Origin of the sequence: Caproicibacterium amylolyticum (assembly GCF_014467055.1) — a bacterium.
Taxonomy (GTDB): domain Bacteria; phylum Bacillota; class Clostridia; order Oscillospirales; family Acutalibacteraceae; genus Caproicibacterium; species Caproicibacterium amylolyticum.
On sequence record NZ_CP060696.1, the window covers coordinates 851,817 to 876,742 of the forward strand.

At 49.6% G+C, this 24,926-nt stretch carries 17 protein-coding genes; 14 read left to right on the plus strand and 3 right to left on the minus strand.

The annotated features are described in order from the left end of the window. Nucleotides 1-111: 111 nt before the first annotated feature. The 8 genes from H6X83_RS03835 (at nt 112) to sigE (ending at nt 11,446) form a co-directional block, all read left to right on the plus strand. Nucleotides 112-2,886 carry an ATP-binding protein gene (locus tag H6X83_RS03835; RefSeq protein ID WP_212507840.1) on the plus strand — a complete coding sequence of 925 codons (2,775 nt, stop codon included), beginning with the start codon at nt 112-114 and terminating at the stop codon, nt 2,884-2,886. A 246-nt stretch (nt 2,887-3,132) separates the two neighbouring features. After that, complete coding sequence (locus H6X83_RS03840) at nt 3,133-4,878, plus strand: ABC transporter ATP-binding protein (protein ID WP_212507841.1); 1,746 nt, start codon at nt 3,133-3,135, stop codon at nt 4,876-4,878. Further along, on the plus strand, nt 4,868-6,664 hold the full coding sequence (locus H6X83_RS03845; RefSeq protein ID WP_212507842.1) for an ABC transporter ATP-binding protein: 1,797 nt from the start codon (nt 4,868-4,870) through the stop codon (nt 6,662-6,664). Before H6X83_RS03840 ends, H6X83_RS03845 begins: the two co-directional genes overlap by 11 nt. Nucleotides 6,665-7,066: 402 nt before the next feature. Further along, nucleotides 7,067-7,846 (plus strand): tRNA threonylcarbamoyladenosine dehydratase, encoded by a 780-nt coding sequence (locus H6X83_RS03850; RefSeq protein WP_212507843.1) that lies wholly within the window; start codon nt 7,067-7,069, stop codon nt 7,844-7,846. Nucleotides 7,847-8,129: 283 nt separating this feature from the next. Next, a complete protein-coding gene (locus H6X83_RS03855) occupies nt 8,130-9,377 on the plus strand; it encodes an ammonium transporter (protein WP_425489200.1) in 1,248 nt (415 codons plus the stop codon). 13 nt (nt 9,378-9,390) lie between these two features. Further along, nucleotides 9,391-9,765 (plus strand): P-II family nitrogen regulator, encoded by a 375-nt coding sequence (locus tag H6X83_RS03860; protein WP_212507845.1) that lies wholly within the window; start codon nt 9,391-9,393, stop codon nt 9,763-9,765. Between the two features lie 142 nt (nt 9,766-9,907). Then, nucleotides 9,908-10,729 (plus strand): sigma-E processing peptidase SpoIIGA, encoded by an 822-nt coding sequence (locus H6X83_RS03865; protein ID WP_246419603.1) that lies wholly within the window; start codon nt 9,908-9,910, stop codon nt 10,727-10,729. Between the two features lie 18 nt (nt 10,730-10,747). Continuing rightward, a complete protein-coding gene (gene sigE, locus H6X83_RS03870; RefSeq protein ID WP_212507847.1) occupies nt 10,748-11,446 on the plus strand; it encodes an RNA polymerase sporulation sigma factor SigE in 699 nt (232 codons plus the stop codon). A 132-nt stretch (nt 11,447-11,578) separates the two neighbouring features. On the opposite strand, the gene H6X83_RS03875 is transcribed toward sigE, so the two are convergent. Further along, a complete protein-coding gene (locus H6X83_RS03875) occupies nt 11,579-14,131 on the minus strand; it encodes an ArnT family glycosyltransferase (RefSeq protein ID WP_212507848.1) in 2,553 nt (850 codons plus the stop codon). Between the two features lie 345 nt (nt 14,132-14,476). Beyond that, a complete protein-coding gene (gene sigG, locus H6X83_RS03880; protein WP_212507849.1) occupies nt 14,477-15,247 on the minus strand; it encodes an RNA polymerase sporulation sigma factor SigG in 771 nt (256 codons plus the stop codon). Nucleotides 15,248-15,426: 179 nt separating this feature from the next. Here sigG and H6X83_RS03885 point away from each other — a divergent pair, with 179 nt between their 5' ends. The 6 genes from H6X83_RS03885 (at nt 15,427) to H6X83_RS03910 (ending at nt 23,762) form a co-directional block, all read left to right on the plus strand. Continuing rightward, nucleotides 15,427-16,875: a DUF6056 family protein gene (locus H6X83_RS03885; RefSeq protein ID WP_246419493.1), complete on the plus strand. Its 1,449-nt coding sequence runs from the start codon at nt 15,427-15,429 to the stop codon at nt 16,873-16,875. Nucleotides 16,876-16,993: 118 nt separating this feature from the next. Beyond that, nucleotides 16,994-18,316: a CCA tRNA nucleotidyltransferase gene (locus tag H6X83_RS03890; RefSeq protein ID WP_212507851.1), complete on the plus strand. Its 1,323-nt coding sequence runs from the start codon at nt 16,994-16,996 to the stop codon at nt 18,314-18,316. Nucleotides 18,317-18,387: 71 nt separating this feature from the next. Further along, on the plus strand, nt 18,388-19,212 hold the full coding sequence (locus H6X83_RS03895) for a C39 family peptidase (RefSeq protein WP_212507852.1): 825 nt from the start codon (nt 18,388-18,390) through the stop codon (nt 19,210-19,212). An 86-nt stretch (nt 19,213-19,298) separates the two neighbouring features. Beyond that, complete coding sequence (locus tag H6X83_RS03900; RefSeq protein ID WP_212507853.1) at nt 19,299-19,652, plus strand: YlmC/YmxH family sporulation protein; 354 nt, start codon at nt 19,299-19,301, stop codon at nt 19,650-19,652. 181 nt (nt 19,653-19,833) lie between these two features. Next, complete coding sequence (gene gatB, locus H6X83_RS03905; RefSeq protein ID WP_212507854.1) at nt 19,834-21,249, plus strand: Asp-tRNA(Asn)/Glu-tRNA(Gln) amidotransferase subunit GatB; 1,416 nt, start codon at nt 19,834-19,836, stop codon at nt 21,247-21,249. A gap of 494 nt (nt 21,250-21,743) precedes the next feature. Then, the gene (locus H6X83_RS03910; RefSeq protein ID WP_246419496.1) at nt 21,744-23,762 is read left to right on the plus strand and encodes a methyl-accepting chemotaxis protein; all 2,019 of its coding nucleotides are present in this window, start codon (nt 21,744-21,746) and stop codon (nt 23,760-23,762) included. 93 nt (nt 23,763-23,855) lie between these two features. Here the strand turns inward: H6X83_RS03910 and H6X83_RS03915 are convergent, their stop codons facing one another. Continuing rightward, on the minus strand, nt 23,856-24,893 hold the full coding sequence (locus H6X83_RS03915; RefSeq protein WP_246419499.1) for an ABC transporter substrate-binding protein: 1,038 nt from the start codon (nt 24,891-24,893) through the stop codon (nt 23,856-23,858). Between the last annotated feature and the right edge of the window lie 33 nt (nt 24,894-24,926).

A 24,926-nucleotide genomic window follows, 5' to 3' on the forward strand; every position in this document is an offset into this window, starting at 1 on the left:
CAGCAGTTGGCTGCCTGCGGCGGATTTTTTATATGATGAACGAAATCTTCACTTTGGCAGCTTGCACAGCGGACGTTTATGTTATAATAAACAAAATAATGTGTTCATGAAATGGGAAAGAAACAGGGGATGTTGGTTACGAAATATAGATTAACAGCAGCAGTACTCGCCGCTTTTTTGGCATTCACGTGTATGCGGATGCCGTTGTATGCGGAAAGCGGTGCTTCCAATATCGGCAGGCAGAAGGTTAAGGTGGGCTGTATCGAACTGAACGGCTTTTTTAAAAAAGACAGAAAAGAAAATTGCTCAGGTCTTGCATATGATATTTTTCGGGAAATTTCCACATACACAGGGCAGGAGTTTGAGTTTGTAAAGACTTCACAAAGTGAAGGTTTGAAATTGCTGAATGAGGGAACGATTGACTTGTTTGTTCCTGTACAGAAGACTGCGGAAAACCAAAATGCTTATATGTTTTCGACAGAGTCATTTGCTCAAAACACCCCCGTTTTGCTGGCACAGCCGGGTTCCAGCTACTGTTACAACGACTTTGACAGTATCAATGGTATAACGGTTGGAACCATTGGCGACTGTCAGGACAACGAAAAACTGCTGCAGTATTTGCAGCAGCATAATTGCAGGGTGAAGCTGAAAAAAGATTACACGGATTTTGCCCAGATGCAGGAGGCACTGAACAAAGGAGAAATTAATGCGCTGCTGACCAGCTCCAACCGCTCCCTTTCCAACTGCAAAGTGATTGCACAGATGCCGTGTGGTGACATTTACGCGGCAGCCAAAAAGGGAAACACCCGCCTGATGGACAGTATCAACTACGCTTTGCAGCAGATGAAAATGAACACACCGCATTTTTGGGAGGGCCTGGATGCTCAGTATCTTTCTGCCGGTGAAAATGTAATGCCGGCTTACACCAAGGAGGAAGCCCAGTTTATTGCTGCATCTTCGAAATGTGTTATTGCAGTCAACGGAGAGTTTCAGCATGACGATGAGTGGAAAAGTATTCAGACCTTTGCAGAACGTTTGCAGCAGAAAACCGGGCTGCAGATTAAGCTGCTCAAAACCACAGGACTCACCGCCGCCTATGACAGCTTGAGTGCCGGTTCGGCAAATGCAGTGCTTCCGGTTGAGCGGGATGCAGATTGGGCACAGGCAAACGGAATGTGGCTGTCACAGAGTTTCCTTTCCATGTGGAATTATCAAATTACGAAAAACGGCAGCACGAACCGGAATACTCTTGCGGTAGTCAAAGGTTCTTATCAGGCATATGACGGCAGTAAGAACACTCAAAAACAGATTTTGTACTGTGATACTCTGGAGCAGGCCATTAATATGGTCTTGAATGGACAGGCGGATGCGGCCAGCTGCAGCAGGATGGAGGGAGACTACTTTGCTGTACAGACCAAATACAGCAGCAAGCTGCTGTTTACGGCAGATGACAGCAAAACACAGGAGTATGCAATTGGTATCTCCAAAAAGAGTGATTCCATTTTGGTTTCAATTTTCAATAAAGCGATAGGCTGTATGCCTGTGTCACAGATCAGCAGCCTTTTTGCAATTCAATATCAGCCGCAAAAGATTTCAACGATTGATTATTTTTATCAGAATCCACAGACGTTTGTTGTTGTCTGTGTGGCTGTTCTGGTTACTGCTTTTCTATTGGTGTTTCTAGTGGTTTTCAACGCGGCTGCTAAAAAGAAAAACAAGCAGCTGGAATCTGCCAGCCGTGCCAAAAGCGATTTTTTGGCCAGAATGAGCCATGATCTGCGCACGCCTATGAACGCAATCGTGGGGCTTGCGCATTTAGGGGAGGAAGAGTGCAAAGAAACTGCGGCGAAAAGTTACTTTGAAAAAATTAAATCTTCCAGCGTATACTTACTCAGCCTTATTAATGATATTTTGGATATGTCACGAATCGAAAACAAAAAGGTGGAGCTGCATCCGGAGCCGGTGAATTGGGAGGAGTTTTGGCAGGCTGTCTGCACGATTGTGCGCCCTGCTATGGATGAAAAAAATCTTAATTTCATTGTTGAAGAAAAAGGACCGAAAATTGAATGCCTGTATTTTGACCGCATTCATATGCAGCAGATCTTAATCAATCTGCTGTCTAACGCGATAAAGTTTTCACGCAGCAGTGGCCGTATTCGGTTTACTTATGAAGCCTGCAAGCAAGAGGGAAAACAGGTCCATGTGCGTTTTTCGGTGCGGGATTACGGCATTGGAATGAGCGAGGCGTTTATGCACCGGATTTTTGCGCCGTTCGAGCAGGAGCACAACAAACGCCTGCCGGAACAAACAGGCACCGGTTTGGGGCTGGCGATTGTTAAAAACTTGGTGGATATGATGCATGGCACAATTTCTGTGAACAGTGAACTTGGCGAAGGCAGCGAGTTTACGGTAGAACTGACTTTACGGGAAGTACAGATGCCGGAAAAGAAAGTATCGGCTTCAATACCCGCAGCGGACAGTCATTTACTGGCAGGGGTGCGGGTACTGCTTGCGGAGGATCATCCGCTGAATACGGAGATTGCCTGCAAACTGCTGCAAAAACAGGGTGTTCTGACTGAACATGCAGAAAACGGCAAGCTTGCGGTGCAGATGTTTCAGGATTCAGAGCAGTATTATTATGATGCTATTTTAATGGATATCCGGATGCCGATGATGAATGGGCTGGAAGCGGCGCAGGCCATCCGCAAATTGAACCGCGAGGATGCCAAGACAGTACCGATTATCGCCATGAGCGCCAACGCTTTTGATGAGGATGTGCGGGAGTCCCTGAAAGCTGGCATGAATGCGCACCTAGCAAAGCCGATCGTGCCGGCACAGCTGTATGCGGAGCTTGAAAAGTGGACTTCTGACAAAGTGAATCAATAAGAAAATTCAGCAGAGAAAATGAAATTACTTTCTCTGCTGAATTTTTTCTAAGATTAGAAACCGATTTCATAAGGATAAGTCAAATTGATTTCACAAAAAATCAGTTACAGCAGTATAGAAAAGTGAGATTTTAAAAAAAGTAAAATCTTTTTTGCAATAAGGGTTGTAATCCCTTTCGAAACCTCTTATAATACAGTGGTTTTGAAAAAAAGGCAGATTTTACGCCGTAAACGAGGAGGAAAAAGAATGCTGGAGCTGAAATGGCTTTGGAAGTACATGGGACCGAAGCGACGATATTTGGTAATCGGTCTGTGTTTGTCGGCAATAACATCGGCAATGCTGATTATCAATCCCATGCTTTCGCAGAAACTCATTGATGAGGTCATCACACCGCAGAATACCAAGCTGCTGCTGCCGCTTTTAGGGCTGATGCTGGCGGTGCAGCTCATTCGCCTGTCTTTACGCTACCTGATGGTTGTTCTGTTGGAAAAGAACAGTCAGCAGATGCTGGACGATGTGCGCACACGTTTGTATGATGTAATCCAGAATGAAGACTACCGCTTTTTCGGGCGGATGCGCACGGGTGACTTAATGACCCGCATGACGAACGACCTGGACATGATTCGCCACTCTACCGCGTGGATTTCTTACAGTGTAGTGGATTCTATCGTAATATTCGCGGTAACGATCATTTATTTCTGCACGGTCAATGTGCAGCTCACGCTTTGCCTGGCTGCAATCACGCCGTTTATTCTGCTGATTACCATGGCTTTTTCCAAAATCGTGCACCCCATGTATGTGCGCCTGCGTGAAAAGCTTTCTCGGCTGAACACCGTTGCACAGGAAAACATTGAGGGTAACCGTGTGGTTAAGGCATTTGCACGGGAAGAATTCGAAAAGCAGAAGTTTGAGGAGCGCAATGAAGAATTCCGCAAATCAAACCTGAAAACAACCTATGTTGGCGTGAAGTTTCAGCCGTTTATTGACTTGCTTTCTCAGTCACTGACCGTTACCACATTACTGGTCGGTGGCATTTTCATGATTCAGGGGACACTGACGGCAGGCGAGATGCTGGCGTTTTCCTCTCTGACTTGGGCGCTTGCAAATCCACTGAGAAATCTTGGCATGCTAATCAATGATATTCAGCGCTTCTTTGCTTCCTGTGATATGGTCATGGAAGTTTTCTACGCTGTACCGAGTATCGTGAACCACAGCAATTCCACCGCTCCGAAAGAGCGTGCCAAAGGTGACGTGGAATTTCGTGATGTGACATTTAATGTTGACGGCAAAGATGCAGTGACAGACTTGAACTTTCATGTGCAGCCGGGGCAGACACTGGGCATTATGGGTACGACCGGTTCCGGTAAAACAAGCCTTGTCAACCTGATGATGCGTGCCTACGAGCCGACAAAGGGTGCAGTGCTGCTGGACGGCAAACCGCTGCAGCAGTATCAGCTTTCCTACCTGCGGCGCAGCATGGCAATCGCTATGCAGGATGTGTTTCTGTTTTCAGACACAGTAGAGGGAAACATTGCTTACGGAAACGCGGAGCTTTCGCAGGAGGGTGTTATCGAATGTGCCAAAGCCGCGGACGCGGACGGCTTTATCCGCAAGCTTTCGGATAGCTACGACACGCTCATCGGCGAGCGCGGCGTCGGTCTTTCCGGCGGACAGAAACAGCGTATTTCGCTGGCGCGTGCGCTTGCCATGCGCCCCTCAGTGCTGATCTTGGATGACACCACCTCTGCGGTGGATATGGAAACGGAGCAGTACATACAGGGGCAGCTTCGCAGTCTGGACTTTCCCTGCACGAAAGTGGTCATTGCGCAGCGCGTTTCCTCTGTGCAGGACGCCGACCAGATTTTAATTATGGACAACGGCAGAATCATTGAACACGGTACCCATGAGGAACTGCTGAAAAACCGCGGTTTCTATTACAAAATCTGGGCACTGCAAAACAGCGTGAAAGAGGGTGAAACACTTGGCGCGTAACCGTTATGATGTAGACGAAGAACTGGAAACCCCATTTAACATGGCGAACCTGAAAAACGTATTTGTATACGTTGGGCGCTACAAATGGAAGATGATTTTTTCCCTGCTGCTCAGTGCGGTGGGCAGCATTGTGGGCTTGACCGGCCCAATGCTGGTGCAGCGCGCCATGGATGTTGCCATTCCACAAAAAAATGTGCAGCTGCTCATTCAGCTTTCTTGCCTGCTTGCCGGTACAATTCTTATCAATATCGGCTTTAATGCTATTCGTACCATTCTGGTGGCACAGGTAGGGCAGAACATTGTACATGACATCCGCAAAGATCTTTTTGACCACCTGCAGGTGCTGCCATTTTCGTACTATGACAACCGGCCGCACGGCAAGATTCTGGTGCGTGTGGTACACTACGTCAATTCTGTTTCCAATGCACTTTCCAACGGCATTTTGAACTTCATTATTGAAATTATCAACATTATTTTCATCATCTTTTTCATGTTTCAGGTCAGCCCGCCGCTGGCGGCGATTACCGTTGCAGGTCTGCCGGTAGTAATCGTGTTTATTCTGCTGATTAAACCGAAACAGCGCAGGGCTTGGCAGAGTGTGAACAACAAAAATTCCAATGTAAACGCCTTTGTGCAGGAATCCATTGAGGGCGCGCGCGTCATTGAATCTTTTGACCGCGAGGAGGAAAACGACAAAATTTTGGACCGCCTGCTGGATAAGCGCAAAAAAAGCTGGATGGGTGCCATTTACGTTTCCAATACGGTTTGGTTCACCACAGAAACGGTTTCTCAAATTGTTTTTTCGCTGGTGTACATAGCGGGTGCCTATTGGTTCAACCCTATGGTTTCCTTTGGTGTGCTGCTGGCAATGGGCACCTACGCCAGCCGCTTCTGGCAGCCAATCGTGAACCTTGCGAACATTTACAATGACTTTATCAATGCGGTTTCCTACTTGGAACGTATTTTTGAAACCATGAATGAACCGGCAATTATAGAAGACAAACCAGATGCTGAGAAATTGCCGCCGATTCAGGGCAGTGTGGAATTTAAGGACGTCAGCTTTGGTTATGAGCCGGGGCAAATGATTCTCAAGCACGTTTCCTTTGCGGCAAAACCGGGTGAAAGTATTGCCATTGTCGGCCCCACCGGCGCGGGTAAAACAACTATTGTTAATTTGATTTCCCGTTTTTACAACATTGAAAACGGTGCAGTCTGCATTGACGGCCACAGCGTTATGGACGTTACCATCCATTCTCTGCGCAGCCAAATGGGCATCATGCTGCAGGACAGCTTCGTCTTTTCCGGCACGATTGCCGACAATATCCGCTACGGCAGGCTGGACGCAACCGACGAAGAAGTGGAGCAGGCCGCAAAGATGCTGCACGCGGATGAATTTATCCGGAACCTGCCGGATGGTTACAACACAATCGTGAAAGAGCGCGGCGGCGGACTTTCCCAGGGACAGAAGCAGCTGCTTGCCTTTGCGCGCACGCTGCTTTCTGACCCGCGAATTCTGGTGCTGGATGAGGCAACTTCTTCGATTGACACCTCCACGGAACAGCTGGTGCAGCAGGGAATCAACCTGCTGCTGAAAGATCGCACGAGCTTTATCATTGCGCACCGGCTTTCCACGATTCGGGACTGTTCCCGCATCATGTATGTTGCGGACGGTCAGATTTTGGAAAGCGGCACACATGACGAACTGATGGAAAAGCAGGGTTTGTACTATCACCTGTATATGTCGCAGTACCGCCGGGAAGCGGTAACAAAACAGGCAGAGGTGTAAGTGGTGTCCTTACACGAAAAGTTCCGTCCGCCCTTTCAAGGGCGGTAGGTGTGGGCAAGGCCCACGACCTTATCCCTTGTCATTCGTATTCGGTAAAAGGACTCAAGGGAGGCGCCAAACACTTCAGTGGAGTGCTTGACGTGGAGAACCCTAGTAAGGGGTTCTCCGGCGCCGCAAGGCGGCTTTCTTTTGTGTGCGTCGAAAACAATTTAATTTTAGGGCTGTACATTTGTGCTTTTGCACTGTGTGCAGCCCTTTTTATTGACAGCTCAAAATGCAGTGTTATAATAAATATACTAAATCATTATGATAGGAATACTTTTGTATTTGCAGCATTGCGGGGGGCAGTACCATGAGAAAAAGCATATTAAAAAAACAAACGGCGGAAGGGGTGTGCTGTAGATGCTGAACCAGTTTTCCCGCACACAGCTTCTGCTTGGCGCAGAGGGGATGCAGCGGCTTTTTGAGTCGCGTGTGGCGGTTTTCGGAATCGGCGGCGTGGGTGGCTACACAGTGGAAGCACTGGCGCGCAGCGGCATCGGTACACTTGATTTAATTGACGATGACCGCATTTGCTTAACGAACCTGAACCGGCAGATTTTGGCGACCCGTGCCACCGTTGGAAAGTATAAAGTGGATATTGCAGAAGAGCGTATCCATTCCATTGTGCCGGACGCAAAGGTCAATGTGTACAAGATGTTTTACACACCTGAAACTGCTGAAAATTTCGATTTTACGCAGTATGACTATGTGGTGGACGCGATTGATACCGTGACCGGCAAGTTGGCGCTGGTGGAGCAGGCTGCTGCCTGTGGTGTGCCGATTATCAGCTGTATGGGTGCGGGAAACAAAATGGACCCGTCCGCGTTTGAAATTGCAGATATTTACAAAACTTCTGTTTGCCCGCTGGCACGTGTCATGCGGCAGGAATTGCGAAAACGGGGAATCGCGCACTTAAAAGTTGTGTACTCCAAAGAACCGGCAATGACACCGGTGGAGGATATGGCAATCAGCTGCCGTGCACACTGCATTTGCCCGCCCGGTACCGCCAGAAAATGCACACAGCGCCGCGCAATCCCCGGCAGCAACGCTTTTGTTCCGGCAGCAGCCGGTTTGCTGCTGGCTGCTGAAGTAGTAAAAGACCTTGCGGAGTATGAGCCGCAAAATACTGAAAATGCTTGAACAGCGAACAAACTATGCAAGAAAATATTTTTATAATTCACAAATGTGATTTGTAAAAGTGAAAGCAGATGCTCATACAGCGAAAAAGTGCAGGCAATGCCCGGAAAATTCATGCTTATTGAATTTGTTTCATTTTATGAGAAATGCGCTTTTGAAAGAAAAGAAATTTTTGTGAAAAGACTTGCAAAATAAAGCAACGTGCAGTATAATAATTTGCATCATAAGGCAAAGGCGCCGCTGGGTTTTCCCAGCGGCGCCTTTTGCTATTCAGAATCAGGAGGGATTGCGAATGAGTTCCGGAGATACTGCTTTTGTTTTGGTTTCAGCTGCACTTGTGCTGCTGATGACACCCGGGCTGGCGTTCTTTTACGGCGGCCTTGGGCGGCGGAAAAATGTGGTCAACAACATGATGGCTTCTTTTTTCATTATGGGGGTTGCCATTGTTTTGTGGATTGTTGTTGGCTATTCACTGGCGTTTGGGGGCGACCACGGCGGCGTGATCGGCGGCTTTGAGTGGGCGATGTTCCAAGGAGTTGGTATGGATGCCGGCCCGTACAGCAAAACAATCCCGCACATGGCATTTGCTGTGTTCCAGATGATGTTTGCGGTGATTACACCGGCCCTGATTACAGGCGCGGTTGCAGGCCGTATGCGGTTTAAGGCACTGTTCCTCTTTGTAATTCTGTGGACATTCGTTGTGTACTATCCGATTGCACATATGGTCTGGGGTCAGGGCGGCTTCCTTGCTAAGATTGGTTCAGTCGATTTCGCAGGCGGCAATGTGGTGCACATTTCTTCCGGTGTCACAGGATTGGTATTGTGCCTGCTGCTTGGCAAACGTAATGGTTATGAGCACGTTAATTACCGGGTACACAACATTCCGTTTGTTGCGCTTGGCGCGGCGCTGCTGTGGTTCGGCTGGTTTGGCTTCAATGCCGGCAGTGCGCTGGGTGCCAATGGTCTTGCGGCACATTCTTTTACAACCACGGCACTTTCTGCGGCGGCAGCTATGGTTTCCTGGATGCTGATTGATGTGATTATGAACAAAATGCCGACTTTGGTCGGCGCCAGCACAGGATTGGTGGTTGGTTTGGTCGCTATCACGCCCGGCGCGGGTTTTGTGCCGGTGTGGGCTGCCTTAATCATTGGTCTGGTGGTAAGCCCGATTTGTTACTTCACCGTTTCGACCGTGAAAAAGAAATTCGGCTACGACGATGCATTGGATGCCTTTGGCTGTCACGGCATCGGTGGTATTTGGGGCGGGATTGCGACCGGACTTTTCGCTCGCACGGATATCAATTCCACTGCAAAATGGAACGGCCTGGTTTTTGGGGATACCCGCCTGTTTACGGCACAACTGCTGAGCATTGTAATTACGATTGCCGTTGCAGTAGTCGGTACGCTGATTTGTGCGGCCGTTGTCAAGCTGATTACACCGCTTCGTGTGACCAGCCGCGACGAGCAGGTCGGTTTGGATCTTTCTCAGCACGGAGAGCGTGCATATCCGTCCTTTAACGGACTGGATGACTGAAGGAGGGCGCAGTATGATAAAAATCGAAGCAATCGTGCGGGAAGAAAAGCTGGAGGATGTCAAAGAGGCTTTGCAGAAAATCGAAGTCCGCGGACTTACGGTTTCACAGGTCATGGGATGCGGTACACAAATGGGCTATACTGAACGCGTGCGCGGCAGTAAGGTCAGCATCAATATGCTGCCGAAAATCAAATTTGAAATTATTGTTTCTACTGAGGAATGGGAGAAAAAAACGATAGCTGCCATTGAGGAGGCTGCGCGGACGGGGAACGTCGGCGACGGCAAAATTATCAGTTACGAAATCCGTCAGGCCGTGCGTATTCGCACCGGAGAAACCGGTACAGATGCCATTCAGCCCGGCGTGGATGCTTCGCTTGACGATGACTGAATGGAATAGATAATATGACCGAAAAGCTGCCTGAAAGAAAATTCTTTTGGGCAGCTTTTTTATGTATGCTGTACGGTCTTTGACAAAATACCAATCTTTGGCTGGCTATACTTGTTAGCAAGGGGGTGATTTCTTGCAGACGGTGTACGTGGATGTGCTGGTTGCAGTAAATTTGATGATCGATTATTTCCTTCTGCTGCTGGCAACCAAATTCCTGCACATTACCGTGCGCCGGCGCAGACTGCTTTTGGGGGCATTGGTTGGTGCCGCCGGTTCACTGGTTATCCTGCTTCCGCCGCTTCCTCCGGCGGCAGATTTCCTGTTGAAGCTGAGCATTTCACTGCCGGTAGCCTTGGTAGCGTTCGGCTTTCATGGGCTGCGGGCATTTCTGCGGCAGGTGCTGTCTTTTTTTCTGCTGAGTTTTGCCTTTGCGGGGATACTGGTGGCGGTTTGGTACTTCCTTGCACCCAACGGTCTGTTTGTAAAAAACAGCGTAGTCTACTTTGATGTGCCGCCGCTGCTGCTGATTGGGCTGACACTGCTGAGCTATTTTGTGCTCAGGCTGCTGCAGCGGGTCACGGGGCGCGGGCCTCTACAGCATACGGTTTGTCAAATTCAGCTGGTGCTGGGTGGGCAGGCGTGTTCTTTGCAGGCGCGGGTAGATACGGGAAGCTCGCTCAAAGAACCGTTTTCCGGCCTGCCGGTCATTGTTGCCGAGAAGAAAGCGCTGCCCCCGCCGCCCAAAACACCGGCACGGGTCATTCCTTTCACTTCGGTGGGCGGAGAGGGATTGCTGCAGGCGTGGCGGGCGGATTCCTGTACGCTGCATTTTCCCGGGGGCGGCATGTGTCGTGCGGAGTGTTACATAGCCGGCACGGAGCAAAAGCTTTCCGGCGGAGAGTATCAGGCTTTGGTTCCGCCGTCATTACTGGAGGGCGAAACCGAAAAATACAAGAAACTGTGAAACAATGAAGAAAGGGAAATGGGCATGCTGGAGAAACTGAAAAGATGGCTCCGCCGTTTGTTTGCCGCACCGGTCCATTACATCAACGGCCCCGAAACTCTGCCGCCGCCGCTGTCAAAGGAGGAGGAGGCCAAAATCTATGCAGACATAGAAGCAGATGTGCCAAATGCCAGGGAACCATTGATTACACACAATCTGCGGCTGGTGGTATACATAGCGAAAAAGTTTGAGTCACCGGGCGCCGGTGCGGAGGATCTCATTTCTATCGGTACCATTGGTCTTATTAAGGCCGTCAATACGTTTCGGCCGGAAAAAAAGATCAAGCTTGCGACTTACGCCTCCCGCTGTATCGAAAATGAGATTCTAATGTATCTGCGCAAATCGAGTCAGCTGAAGAACGAGATTTCCATCGACGATCCCTTGAATGTGGACTGGGACGGCAACGAATTGCTACTCGCGGATGTGCTGGGCAGTGACAATGACACAGTCAGTATTGGCATAGAGGAGGAAAGTGAGCGACGCGTTTTGCTTTCGGCTGTGTACGCGCTGCCGCCGCGGGAACGTCAAATTATGGAGATGCGATTTGGGCTGAACTGCCAAAAAGAGCATACGCAGAAGCAGGTAGCAGACGCACTTGGAATATCCCAATCCTATATTTCAAGGTTGGAAAAAAGAATTATTGCCCGGCTGAAGCGCGATTTGGAGAAAGCTGGCTGAAGTGAGCAACTGTTAAGATTACGAGTTATTTTGTTGGACTGATATAAACAACAGACCGGCTGCAATGTGTTTTTACACTGCAGCCGGTCTGTTGTTGTTAGCCCCTGTATACTTTAAAACTTGTAAGCAAAATTATTTAGAAAACAGATACAGTGTCCCTTCGGAATGGCCGCTGGTGGAACTGCTGCTGTATTCGCTGGAGTCAATTTTGGCTGCGTTCTGTTCTACATAGGCAGTAAGGTCGCTGCTGGAATTGGCGCCGCCCTGTTCGGAAAGCAGGAAGTAGGTGACTTTTCCTTCCGCAACCAGTTCCTTGAGTTTGTCAACCGTCAGGGAATTGTCGCTGCCAAGGAAACCGCCATAGGCGTAGCACGGCAAGCCAGTGTCGATAATCATCTGTGCAACGCTGCTGGCGCGGCAGGAGGTCAGCAGAAAACTGCCCTCGGTATAGTGCTTTTTCAGATAGGTTTCCAGACCGCTGTCCGCGGAACCGCCCTGGCCGCCACCGCTGGGAGCAGTACTACTGTCAAAGCCGCCCTGTTGCCTATTGGTGCTGCCGGAAGCGGTGCTGCCGTTGGGCGCTTGCCCATTGTCGGGTGCCTGCCCATTGGTGCTACCATTCGTGCTGCCGGAAGCGGTGCTGCCGTTGGGCGCTTGCCCATTGTCGGGTGCTTGCCCATTGGTGCTACCATTCGTGCTGCCGGAAGCAGTGTTGGCGTTAGGCACCTGCCCATTCATGCCGTTGCCGGAACCGCCCTGCATGTTTCCGGGCATTTGACCGCCCATGCCACCTTTTTCAGAGGAGTTTGGTCCTGCGGTTGGAATTGTTGCATTCGGCGGGGTTTGCACCGGTGTCCATGCCCAGTAGGCGGAGCCTGCCAGCAGGGAAACTGCCAGCAGTACAGCTGCAATGCGAAACATGACCTGCTTGGAAGAGCGCAGATAAACTGCCAGAAGCGCGATGCCTGCCGCACAGGGGACCAGAATCAGCGGCGCAAGCCAGCCGGAAACGGTGGGGTAGTTCAAAACATAGACAAAAGAAATGGCAATGTTTGCGAAGAATGCTGCAAGAAGCAGCCACGGACGGACGTTTTTAAATTTGATTTTCGCTTTTTTAACTTCTGCCGGTGTGTCTGCCTGTGCGGAAGAAGTCTGCAGAGTTTCAGAATTTGTTGTTTCCGGCAGCGGAATTGCCGTGTTTTCCGGAAGTGTTTTTACCGTTTGGCGGTGCTTTGCAAAGAAGCGGAAAAGCTCTACCAATCCAACGCCGGCAAGAACGGCAATCGGCGGTGCAAGCATGCACAGGTAGTAAGCGTGGAAGAAACCTGCAAAGCTGAAGAATCCGCCGGCAACCAGAAGCCACATTCCCCAGAATACCAGGCTGCGCTGACCGGGATTTTTTTCTTTCAGTGCTTTTTTGCGAAGGCAGAGAACACAGGAAGCAATCGCGAACAGCAGCAGCCAGCACGCCTGACCGTACAGCGAGTCATTCCACAGACGGAATGGGGAAGCAGTGCCAATGCCATTCATACCGCCACCGCCGCCCTGCTTGCCGTCAGAGCCATTTTGCTGCATGCTGCCGAAGTTTCCGTCTTTACCCCGACGGATATCATTGGAAGTACTTGCGGAGGAAGTTCCGGCGGTGGAAGCAGTGTTTTTGGAAGAAGTAATATTAGAAGATGAAGAAACAGAAACGGTATTGCCAGCCGCAGAAGTAGTGCTTTCAGAAGATTTATCAGTCGCTTTTGTAGTGGCGTCACTGCCGGAAGTGGTTTGTCCGTTCATCTGCGGCGGGGTGCCGGTTGGTGCTTCGCCGGAGAGCATTTCCGTGTTTCCTTTGCCGCCAAAGTTGCCGCCCATGCTGCCGCCCTGACCAACCAGACGTTCAACGCCATTGTGTCCAAATACCAGTTCCATTGCGGAGTTTCCATTTGTGCTGTCAACGTAAGGCCGCTTGGAGGCGGGGGTCAGGTCCACTGCGGCAATCCACGCAAAGGAAACGCCAATCATGACCACCGCGGCAAGCAAACCCGCCGCAAAACGCTTCCAAACCTTTCCTTTTGCAAAAATCAGGTAAGTAGCGACAACTGCGGGAACAATGAGATAAGCCTGCAGCATCTTTACATTGAAGCCAACGCCAATCAGTACGCCGCACACAATGAGCCAGCGCCACTTATCGGTGTCAATCGACTTCATCAGGAACCAAACGGCGAGCAGCAGCCAGAAAATCAACTGCATATCCATGGTACTGTTGCGGGAAACCAGCACCACAGCCGGAGTTACGGCAAAAACCAGTGCTGCGGCAAGCCCGGCGGGTTTACTGAAATATTTTGCTGTCAGCAGGTAGATCAGCAGGCAGGAAAGCGTGCCGGAGAGTGCTTGCGGCAGCAGCATTGCCCAACCGGAGTAGCCAAAGATTTTACAGGAGAGCGCCTGCATCCACAGACCGACCGGTGGTTTGTCCACGCTGACCATGCCTGCCGGGTCGAAACTGACAAAGAAAAAGTTGTGCCAGCTCTGCGTCATGCTTTTCACACAGGCGGCGTAGTACTCGTTGCAGGTTCCGTTCTGGCTGATGTTCCAGAAATTCAGGAAAAACGAGAAGGCAAGGATGCCCAGCAGAATCCAGAAGGATGGTTCCGGCTTTTGCAGCGGCCTTCCTTTCTGCAGCAGTTGTTTCCGCATAATGATTCCTCCATATATATTCATTTTAAATGATTGAAATACAGAGGCCGGCGGCTCATTTCCCTGTATTTCTGCTTTTTATGGTAGTGGCAGGAAGTGACCGTTAGCTGAACATCAGCCGAAAATTGTGCTAAATTTGTACGGAAAATAGGGCAGAAAAAACCGCAGGGGATTCCCTGCGGTAAAGTGCAAGCTTATAATTGTTTTGGAAGATTTCAGGAAATCTTTAAGGCCCTGGCTTGCAGCCCAGACCTCTTGTCATGCTGCTAAAGTCAAGAGTAGGTCGCGGCGGGCGTTGCCCCCGCACCTCCAGTCGCTTTCTCAGAAAGCGACTGAAAGTAATGCTTACAGGTCTTTTTTGATTTTTTGCAGGGCGGCTTTCTCCAGCCGCGAAACCTGCGCCTGACTAATGCCGATTTCCCCTGCAACCTCCATCTGCGTCTTTCCCTGAAAGAAACGCATGGAAAGGATGTTCTTTTCCCGGTCAGAAAGGTCGTGGATTGCCTGTTTGAGCACGATTTCATCCAGCCAGTTGTTGTCATCGTTGTTGTCGCCGACCTGGTCCATTACATAAATCGTATCGCCGCCGTCTGAAAACACCGGTTCATAAAGCGAAACCGGGTCCACAATGGACTCCAGCGCCATCACTACGTCGCCGCGGTCAATGTCCAAAATTTTTGCCAATTCATCCATACTTGGCTCACGGTCATGTTCGTTGGTAAAGGCCTCTTTCGCTTTCATTGCTTTATAAGCAGTATCACGCAGGGAACGTGAAACACGAATGGAGTTGTTGTCACGCAGATAGCGCCGAATTTCGCCGATAATCATCGGTACCCCGTAGGTGGAAAATTTTACACCCTGCTCCACGTCGAAGTGGTCAATCGCTTTCATCAGGCCAATGCAGCCGACCTGAAACAAATCATCCAGATTTTCGCCGCGGTTTGTAAAGCGCTGTATCACGCTGAGTACCAGCCGCAGGTTGCCGCTGATGAGTTCATCGCGCGCGTTTTTGTCGCCGTCTTTCATTTTGCGGAGCAGTTCCATTTTTTCTTTTTCGGTCAGCACTTTCAATTTGGAGGTGTTGACCCCGCAGATTTCCACTTTGTTGTTTTGCATTGTACCGCTCCCTTCCAGTTCCAGTATTGCCGTCAGGGCGCAGTGGTATACAGTGCAGATTGGTTGCTTCCAGAAAGTGGATGTGTTATACTAATTAACAATGTAAAAATCTGAAGTATATAAAGGAGATACCGGTATGCTCCAGCAAAAAAAGAAATATCTTTTTTATTTGCCGTTTCTTGCCGCACTGCTTTTGTTTTTGTTTCTTTATTCTTTATTCTTTTTCATTTCCGCAGGGAGATGACTTCACGTTTGTTTCCCGGGGCCATACACTCCCGAACATTTGGAACTATTATTTATATTATTACAATGTAGCGGGTTCTCGCATGGCGAACCTGTTTGCACAGCTTTTACTGCTTGCGGATTTGTCAATCTGGAAGGTGCTCACTCCGTTTGTCATAACAGGAATTTCATTTTTGCTGTTTTACTGCGTGACCGGGCGGCTGACTCCGCAGGAGGGCAGACTGAAGCGGGACTGCGCACTGGCGTGTGTCTGTGCGTTCTTTCCGGGATTAATACCGCTGGGACAGCATTTGTTTGCGGACACATTCCTTTGGATGGACGGCTCCTGCAATTATTTGTACACGCTGCTGTTTTTTTTGATCGGTTTTCTGCCGTTTTGGAACGCCCTGCGCAATCGTCCGCCGATATATCGGCTGCGGTGGGCGTGCCCTGTATTTTTTACGCTGGCAGGGCTGATGCATGAGCAAACTGCGGTGGCGCTTTTTATTTTCAGCATTGCAGCGCTGCTTTTTCTGCACAAAGATGGCAAGCAGCCGCGTTACCTGTTGGTATTGACCGGAATCAGCACAGCGGTGATGATTTTTACTTTTACCTGCCCCGGTGCCTACCATCGGCTGACAGAGGTTGGGCAGGGACATACAGGCAGCATGGTGCGGCGGCTGTATGAAAATCTGGCACACTATTTTGTACCGTTCAGTGCGGATTACTGGCCACTCACTGCGGTGATTGGGCTGTGTGCGCTGTACTTACTGTACCGACATCCGCTGCGCTTTCAGCGTATTACAATGCTGTTTATCGGTTTCGGTACGGTGCTGGCGCCGCTTTCGCAGGTTTTATCTTTGCCAAGCTTGCAGCACAGCGGAGCATCGGCCGGAATGAAAGCGACACTTTTGCTGCTGTACTGGATACTGTTCTTTCTGGCAATCCTGTGTGTATTTCTGCAGGCGGCTCGTCAGGATAAAAACTACCGGTATCTGCCGGTTTTATACCTTACTATGTGGGTTTCACAGGCTATTCCGGCTTTGCTGGGCGGTGCAGGCAGACCGGTTCTTCCTTTGGTGGGAATGACGCTGCTGCTGGTGCTGTGTGTTTTAGAAGAAATTACATTAACAAAAGCTGTGCCGGTGCAGCTGTGCACCGCTGCGGTGGCACTCTGCGCGCTTCTAAATACTTTTGCACCGGTCATGAGCAACTATGCGTCCTATCAGGATATTTTGCAGCAGATTTCTGCGGCAAAAGCGAGGAAAACGGATGTGGTAACGTTTGATCAGCGTAAATTCAATATGCATTACTGCTATTTCCATTCTTTTATTGCGCCTTACAGCTATGACATTCGCAATTATTACTGCCTGCCGGAGCGCGTCCGCATTGAGTTTAAACCGTAAGGTCAGCGCCGCCGGGCTGCTTTTGTGCAGCAGCGGCGCTTTTTGATTTTGCACCTTGTACACCGGAAAATTACTGCCTATAATAGTTCTATCTGAAAAACAAGCGAGGGGGAAATGCATGAATTTCAAAGTACCGCAATATGTGCAGAATATACTGGAAAGCCTGCACCACGCGGGTTGGCAGGCATGCCTGGTGGGAGGCTGTGTGCGGGACGTACTGCTTGGCAGAACACCGAATGACTGGGATATTGCTGCCGCCAGTGAGCCGCGGCAGACTGAGCAGGCACTGAAACAGTTCACCTGTTTGGGAACCGGTATGCAGCATGGCACCGTAACTGTGCTTTCAGACGGTCATCCGGTGGAGGTAACAACCTTTCGTATTGACGGCAGTTACAGCGACAACCGCCGTCCGGACAGCGTATCTTTTACCCGCAGTCTGCCGGAAGACTTGCGCCGCCGGGATTTTACCATTAACGCGATGGCGTGGGAAAACGGTGCGCCGGTCGATTTGTTTGGCGGTGTGCAAGACCTTGCGGCAAAATTGATTCGCTGTGTGGGGGAACCTTCTGTGCGTTTTGCAGAAGATGGCCTGCGAATCCTGCGCGCGCTGCGCTTTGCCAGTGTGCTGGACTTTCAAATTGAGCCGGAAACGGCGGCAGCGGTCCACCGCCAGCGGAAACTGCTGAAAAACATTGCGGCGGAGCGAATCAGCACAGAGCTTTCCAAGCTGCTCTGCGGGCCAGGTGTGGGGCGGGTGCTTGCCGAATTTCGGGACGTCATTTTCACGATTATTCCAGAACTTGCGGGGCAGGACGGCTGCCCGCAGCACAGCCCCTATCACTGCTTCGATGTTTGGATGCACACCGTGAAAGCAGTGGAAGCTGCACCGCCGCAGCTGCTGCCGCGCCTGACTATGCTGCTGCATGACATCGGCAAGCCTTACTGCCGCACAACGGAAGCGGATGGTACAGACCATTTTTACCGCCACGCGGAGGTGGGAGCACCTCTCGCGGAAAAGGTTCTGCACCGCCTGCGCTTTTCTTCTGAAATTTGTCAGATGGTGACACAGGGTGTGAAGCGCCATATGCTGTTTTTGAAACCGGAAGAACGGCTCTTAGGCAGACGGTTGCGGCAGCTTGGTCCAGAATTTTGTTTTTTCCTGCTCGAATTACAGCGGGCAGATACCAAAGCGCAGTCACAGGCAGTGCGAGAGCGGCTTGCGGTGTTGGATGAGTCTGAAGCGATTCTGCGGCGCCTTTTGGAGAAGCAGACGTGCTTTTCCAGAAAGCAGCTTGCAGTTAAGGGCGGCGACTTGACTGCACTTGGTCTGCAGGGCTGTGCAGTAGGCAGTACACTGGAGCTGCTGCTGGATGTGGTTATGGACGGAAAGTGTGAAAACGAAAAAACCGCACTGCTTTCCTATCTGCAAAATAAAAATTAAAACCGGTTCGACACGGAATGAGGGGCTTTTCCCGCGCAAAACAGTAAAATAGCAGGCAGGAGTTGATGGACATGCTGGAAGCAAGTATCCTGCCCGCCGCAAAACCGATAAATCAGGGCAAACCGCGCCGCCGGGGCTGTAAATGCACCCCAAAGGAGCGTGCCGCGCATCTGCGAACAAAAATCATCAGTCTGCTGCTGGTTGGTGCTGTGGCGGCCGGCTCTTTAGGACTGGTTTCTGCCAGTGCATTGCCGCAAACAACTGCTGCAATGCAGAGTTCAGATAAAGTGCCGGTTTCCATGCAGCTGCGTCTGCCGTTCTGCAGTACAAAAGACCTGCTGCCCTGCGGAAGCGAGGCGGTCAGTACGCTGATGCTTCTGCACTACTGGGGTATCCCCGCAAGTTTAGATAATGTGGCTGCCTCCCTAAAAAAAGCACCGCTTGTAAAGCAGGGGACAAGCTGTACCGGCCCCGACCCGGAAAAAGTCTTTGTTGGTGACCCACACAAAAAAGGCAGTGCAGGTTGTTTTGCGCCGCCACTGGTGCAGTTGTTTTCGCAGTTTTTGCCGCCGCTGCTGCGTGCGCAGGATGCCACTGGAACGGAGTTGGAGCAGCTTGCCAAGGAGAGTCTTTCTGCCGGGGAACCTGTGCTGATTTGGGCTACCGCAGATATGGCAGAACCTTCCGCGTCCATTCATTGGAGCCTGCCGGACGGCAGTATCTGTGACTGGCCGCAGAATACGGTATGTATGGTGCTGGTGGGGTACGATGAAACTTCCTATTGGCTGGAGGACCCCAGCAGCGAAACTGGGCCGACCAGATGGAGTAAAGAGCTTGTAAAAAAGCGTTACGAAGCCATTGGCAGCCATTGCCTGACTGTACGAAAAGCAAAATAAGGGAACTGTGCTTTCGGTGTAAACTTTGCTGTAAATCGCATATTATCTGTTTCCCGCGCGTAACAATAAAGCAGGGGGTGGTCTGTGTGCGCAGCAGAGTTTATGACATGCACCGAAAGGAAGTAATTAATATTCGGGACGGCACACGGCTTGGCAATGTGGGTGATATTGAAATCGACACCGTCTCAGCGGCAGTTTTGTCGCTGATTATTTACGGTCGTTTGCGCTTTTTCGGTCTGCTTGGGCGGGAGGATGATCGGGTCATCCCATGGGCGGACATTCGGGTGATTGGGGAAGACATCATTCTGGTGGACACGCCGATTCCCCTGCAGGACAACCGCAAGTGGATTTCCCGCACAGATTCTCAGCCGCAGCAGACGGAGCGCACTGCAGAAGTCCGCCAGTCTGCCGGGCAAAAACAACCGTCACCGAAAGAATGAGCATACACAAGAAACGCACACCACTGTTTTAGACGGTGTGCGTTTTCATTTTGCAGCGCTTTAGTAACCAAAAGCATTGACATCTGTTTCTGCCTGCGGTAAACTTAAATGAAATTCATTTGATTTCTGCAGCCGGAGTACGCCGCTGCATGACTCAGACAGGACCGGAGGGAAAACATTCATGAGCAAATATGAGCTGATTGCCGGGTTGGAAACCCATGTGGAACTGGCAACCAAAACAAAAATTTTCTGCAGCTGCACAACAGAATTCGGCGGCGAACCTAATACGCACTGCTGCCCGGTGTGCATTGGTCTGCCCGGCAGCCTGCCGAAGCTGAATGAAAAGGTTGTGGAGTATGCAATTTTAGCCGGCCTTGCCACACACTGCGAAATTGCCAAAGTCAGCAAAATGGACCGCAAAAATTATGTGTATCCCGACCTGCCAAAGGCTTACCAGATTTCACAGTTTGATATGCCGCTGTGCAAAAATGGCTACATTGCGCTTTCCAACGGCCGCAAGATTCGTATTACGCGTATTCATATTGAGGAGGATGCAGGCAAACTGGTACATTCCCGAGGAAATACCTATGTGGATTACAACCGCGGCGGTGTACCGCTGATTGAAATTGTCAGCGAGCCGGATATTCGTTCTCCCGAAGAAGCAAAGGAATATGTGGAGAAGCTTCAGTTCCTCATGCGTTACATCGGCGTTTCCGACTGCAAAATGGAGGAAGGTTCCATGCGCTGCGATGTGAACGTTTCTGTTCGCCCGCAGGGCAGCGAGCAGCTCGGTACTCGTGCCGAAATCAAAAACATGAACAGCATCAGCTTTATTACCAAAGCCATGGCTTATGAATTTGACCGCCAGTGCGACCTGCTGGACTGTGGTGAAGAGGTTGTGCAGGAAACTCGCCGCTACAATGAAGCCGATGACTGCACGGAGAGTATGCGCGGCAAAGAGGATGCACAGGATTACCGCTATTTTCCGGAACCGGACCTGCCGACTATCCGCGTTCCCCGTGAGCGCGTGGAAGAACTGCGCGCCAAACTGCCGGAAGACCCGGACACCCGCACACAGCGTTGGATTGCCGAAGCGGGCATCAGCGAGGCAGATGCCCGCCAGCTGCTGCGCTACCGCCGTGTTGCGGATTATTTTGACAGCACCGTACAAGGATTGTCAAATGGAAAGTCTGCCGCCGCGTGTATTTTGGGCCAGATTTTCCGCCGCATGGAAACGGAAGCGGACAAAGAAACCTTTGCCGTCACAGTAACACCGGATAATCTGAATGCACTTTTAAAACTGTTGGATGCTGGCAAAATCCGCATGAATCTGGTCAAATCTACGTTGGAAAAAATGTTGGATACCGGAAAGCCTTACAATGAGTTTCTAAGTGAAAGTGACCTCGCTGGAATCGATGACAATCAGTTGGAGGTGCTGTGCAAAGAAGTGCTTGAAAAGAACCCGAAAGCGGTTGAAGATTACCGTGCGGGCAAGGAAAAAGCAGTAAAAGCGCTGGTTGGCGCGGTAATGAAAGCTACCCGTGGCCGTGCAGACGCACAGAAGGCGGAAGAACTGCTGATTGCTTTGATGAAGTAAAAGATGCTTTCATGCAGCAGACGTCCTGTTCAGACACGGTTTGGAAACTAATCGCCTGTGCTTGGGCTGACAAACGAAATTTCAAAGGATAGTTCCGAAAATTCTGTTAAGTAAAGATTCTCTAACTGCGCGTTTTTTGGCCGCAGTCAGGGAATTTTTTTGTGATGAGAAAACATGGATTAAATGATGTATATGTGTGGTATATAGTTAAATAGAAACAGTGCCTAGACAACAATGCAAAATATTCACCCCCAAAAATTTAAATAAACAGCAAAACTTTTTCTGGATACTTTCTTATAGAAAATATACATTTAAATGTTAATGAGGACTATAAATAAATTGCTGCTAAGTGTTCCTGAAAAAGAAAGACTTTAAGGCTTGTTTTAAATTTATATTGTAACAATGCGTCACATTTAATTGAATAATTTCTCAAATACGATAAAATAAATACCCGGTATTATTGATTATAAATTTTAAAAAAGGCAGGGACTTTTATGGCGAAAGTGTCATTCCGTGAAAAAAAGAAAAAGCTGGCGTTTCTAATACCCTTCAGAATCATCTGCACAGTGGTTGTCATTATTGCAATTATGTGTGTGATCATGGTGATTCGGCAGGCAGATTCAACCCAGAAGCTGGCAAATGATAAAGTACAGTATCTGGCACAGAACAATGCTTATCTTGTATCGTCTTATCTAAATAATATGCAGACTATGTCCAATAGCATGGCAGATGAACTTACCCGTGACAATGTACTGAAGCCTGAAACAAAAGATGAACTGATTCGCAAAAACCTGGCGACTATGCTGGACGACAAGCGCATTTTTTCAGCCTATGTGGCATTTGAGCCAAACCTCTACTTCAGCAAAACGCCCAATGGCCTGTCATACTATGAATACAATGACAGCGGCTCCAAAAAGCTGGATGTTAATAATGACTACAGTACCTACAGTACTGCCGACTACTATGCACAGACCAAAAGCACGATGAAACCGCACATTACTGACCCATATACCTATAAACTTTCCAACGGTCAAACGGTGTGGCTCATCACCATCAGTAACCCGATTTTGGACGACAGCGGCAAGTTCCTTGGCGTTGCCAATACAGATATTATGACTGATACACTGAACAGCCTTAGCTACAACAAAGGCGGTTATTCTACTTCCGATAACGTTATCCTGACTGAAAGTTCTGTTTATGTTTGTGATACTGGCGACAAAACCAAGTCCGGCACTAAATTTACCGGAAGTGCAGACGGTGGCCGGGTTCAGGTGGTACAGCCCGTACAGGTTAACAATGTCACCAGCAAGTGGACCAGTACCTTTAGCGTGGGAAAAAGTGAAGTGCTGCGGGATGTTGTAGAAACAGCCGCACTAATTGCAGGATTGAGCATTTTAGCGATTATTGCACTATCCCTGATTGTTGTACGTCTGCTCAAGCGTTCTTTAGCACCAATTCAGAATATTGTAGCGCTGACCAGTGACATGGGTGAAGGCAAGCTGGATACAGACATTCAGGTGAACACCAACGATGAGCTGGGTGAACTGGCTGCAATTTCTAAGAATACCTGTGGGCAGCTGCGCGGCTACATAGCCGAAATTTCCAATGTGCTTGGCAGCATTGCTGACGGTGACCTGCGTGTTGCAATAACACAAGATTATGTTGGCGACTTTGCGCCTATTAAAACAGCACTGCTCCAGATTTCTAATAAACTGAACTCTACGTTTACCGACATCTCCCATTCTGCGGATGAGGTGGCCAGCGGTTCCAGCCAGGTGGCCAGTGGTGCACAGGCATTGGCACAGGGTGCAACCGAACAGGCGAGTTCGCTGGAGGAACTGTCGGCGACCATTACTGAAATTTCCTCTCATGTTAAAACAAACGCTGTTGGTGCGGAAGAAGCCGACAACAGTATGAACGGCGTACGTGCAGAATTAGAGACCAGCAATTCCAATATGAGCGATATGGTCACCGCCATGAACCACATTAATGAATCCTCGCGTCAGATTGGCAATATTATAAAAACAATTGAAGACATCGCCTTCCAAACCAATATTCTTGCACTGAATGCTGCGGTCGAGGCTGCACGGGCGGGTGAAGCCGGCAAGGGCTTTTCTGTGGTTGCGGATGAGGTACGAAATTTGGCCAGTAAGAGTGCGGAGGCTGCCCAAAACACGACCGATTTGATTCAGAATACGGTGAATCAGGTGGAGAACGGCGCACAGATTGCAGACCGCACCGCACAGTCACTGTCTGCTGTAGACAGCAGCATTAAAGAAGTTTCTGCCAAAATTCAGGAAATTTCAGTTGCATCACAGCAGCAGGCAGAGGCTATCAGCCAGGTTACAACTGGTGTGGATCAGATTTCCAGTGTTGTGCAGACAAACTCCGCAACAGCGGAGGAAAGCTCTGCCGCAAGCGAAGAACTTTCCGGTCAGGCACAGATGATGAAATCAATGGTCAGCAACCTAAAATTGAACGATACCGGTTATGCAGAAGGTACGAACAAATAAGCTGCAAAAAATTTTGTAAGCAACAATAAATCCCTCTGTGCTGCAAACCTCAATGGGTGAGCAGCGCAGAGGGATTTTTGTACGCATACATTTTTATTTTGCAGCTTTTACAAACTGCATATCAACCAATGTATCGTAAGAATAGCTTCCATTATAAATACCGGTTTTGCTTAGTACATCCATATCATTATCGACTGCTTTCTTACTGATAAAACCGTCTATGCTCCACAGGTGGTCTTCATATGCGCGGTGGAGGGAGGCTTCGATTTGTGATTCTTTCAGAGTCGGAAATTCGGCCTGCAAGTCTTTTTTGGCAAGCGCTTTATCATTTTGCACGGCTTTCAGTGCTTTTAAAACAGCATTAACAAATTTCTGCACGGTCTGCGGGTCATTTTGTATGGTCGATTTTTTCACGCCGAAAACCGAATAGGAGTAGTCCCCAAGGTCAGTGAATTTGTAGAATGGTTCTTCCCAAACGTTTTTTTCAATGCCGTCACAAATCTGCGGTTCTGCGCCGTTGCCAATTTGGCCATTGCCGTTTTGCAGCATGGAAACAACGGTGGCTGCATCGCCCGGTTCCAACAGGCGGGCATCTTTTTCCGGGTCAAGGCCAAGTTTAATTAAAAGATAGCGAGTCAAAAGGTTTGGGGAACCGCCGTGCCGGCCTGCTACGATGGTTTTGCCGGTTAAAAAAGTCTTTAAGTCTGCGGTGCTGCTACTTTTTGGCGTCAATCCTTTTTTTGCGACCAGATATACGTTAGCACGGTTTACGCAGTTTGCCACAGCGGTGACCGGGTCGGAATTCCCCTTGTTGCCCAGCACGTTGGAATCAACGCCGCCGATAACGCCCCATGCGCTGCCGCTGATCACTGCGGTGACGTGCGTGCCGCCAGTGGCCTGAATGACCTTTACATCCAGCCCCTGTTCCTTGAAATATCCCTCGCGCTGCGCAATGTACAGCGGCAGGTATCCAATTAAATGTACCGGTTCCGCAATGACAAGCTGCTTCAAAGCGCCGTTTGCGGCGGGCGTGTTTTTTGCTTCGCCGCAGGCTGCCATTCCAGCGGTCAGCAGTGCAGCAGCGGTTCCTGCCGCAAGGACGCGCTTCCAAAGCTTTTGTTTTGTTTTCATAGCTTACCTCCAAAATTCATCACTTACACTGCT

What these genes read in the sequence shown, in the direction of transcription:
- H6X83_RS03835 (WP_212507840.1), top strand. Translation starts at nt 112, where the DNA reads ATGGGAAAGAAACAGGGGATGTTGGTTACGAAATATAGATTAACAGCA.
- H6X83_RS03840 (WP_212507841.1), top strand. Translation starts at nt 3,133, where the DNA reads ATGCTGGAGCTGAAATGGCTTTGGAAGTACATGGGACCGAAGCGACGA.
- H6X83_RS03850 (WP_212507843.1), top strand. Translation starts at nt 7,067, where the DNA reads ATGCTGAACCAGTTTTCCCGCACACAGCTTCTGCTTGGCGCAGAGGGG.
- H6X83_RS03860 (WP_212507845.1), top strand. Translation starts at nt 9,391, where the DNA reads ATGATAAAAATCGAAGCAATCGTGCGGGAAGAAAAGCTGGAGGATGTC.
- sigE (WP_212507847.1), top strand. Translation starts at nt 10,748, where the DNA reads ATGGGCATGCTGGAGAAACTGAAAAGATGGCTCCGCCGTTTGTTTGCC.
- H6X83_RS03875 (WP_212507848.1), bottom strand. Translation starts at nt 14,131, where the DNA reads ATGCGGAAACAACTGCTGCAGAAAGGAAGGCCGCTGCAAAAGCCGGAA.
- sigG (WP_212507849.1), bottom strand. Translation starts at nt 15,247, where the DNA reads ATGCAAAACAACAAAGTGGAAATCTGCGGGGTCAACACCTCCAAATTG.
- H6X83_RS03890 (WP_212507851.1), top strand. Translation starts at nt 16,994, where the DNA reads ATGAATTTCAAAGTACCGCAATATGTGCAGAATATACTGGAAAGCCTG.
- H6X83_RS03895 (WP_212507852.1), top strand. Translation starts at nt 18,388, where the DNA reads ATGCTGGAAGCAAGTATCCTGCCCGCCGCAAAACCGATAAATCAGGGC.
- gatB (WP_212507854.1), top strand. Translation starts at nt 19,834, where the DNA reads ATGAGCAAATATGAGCTGATTGCCGGGTTGGAAACCCATGTGGAACTG.
- H6X83_RS03910 (WP_246419496.1), top strand. Translation starts at nt 21,744, where the DNA reads ATGGCGAAAGTGTCATTCCGTGAAAAAAAGAAAAAGCTGGCGTTTCTA.
- H6X83_RS03915 (WP_246419499.1), bottom strand. Translation starts at nt 24,893, where the DNA reads ATGAAAACAAAACAAAAGCTTTGGAAGCGCGTCCTTGCGGCAGGAACC.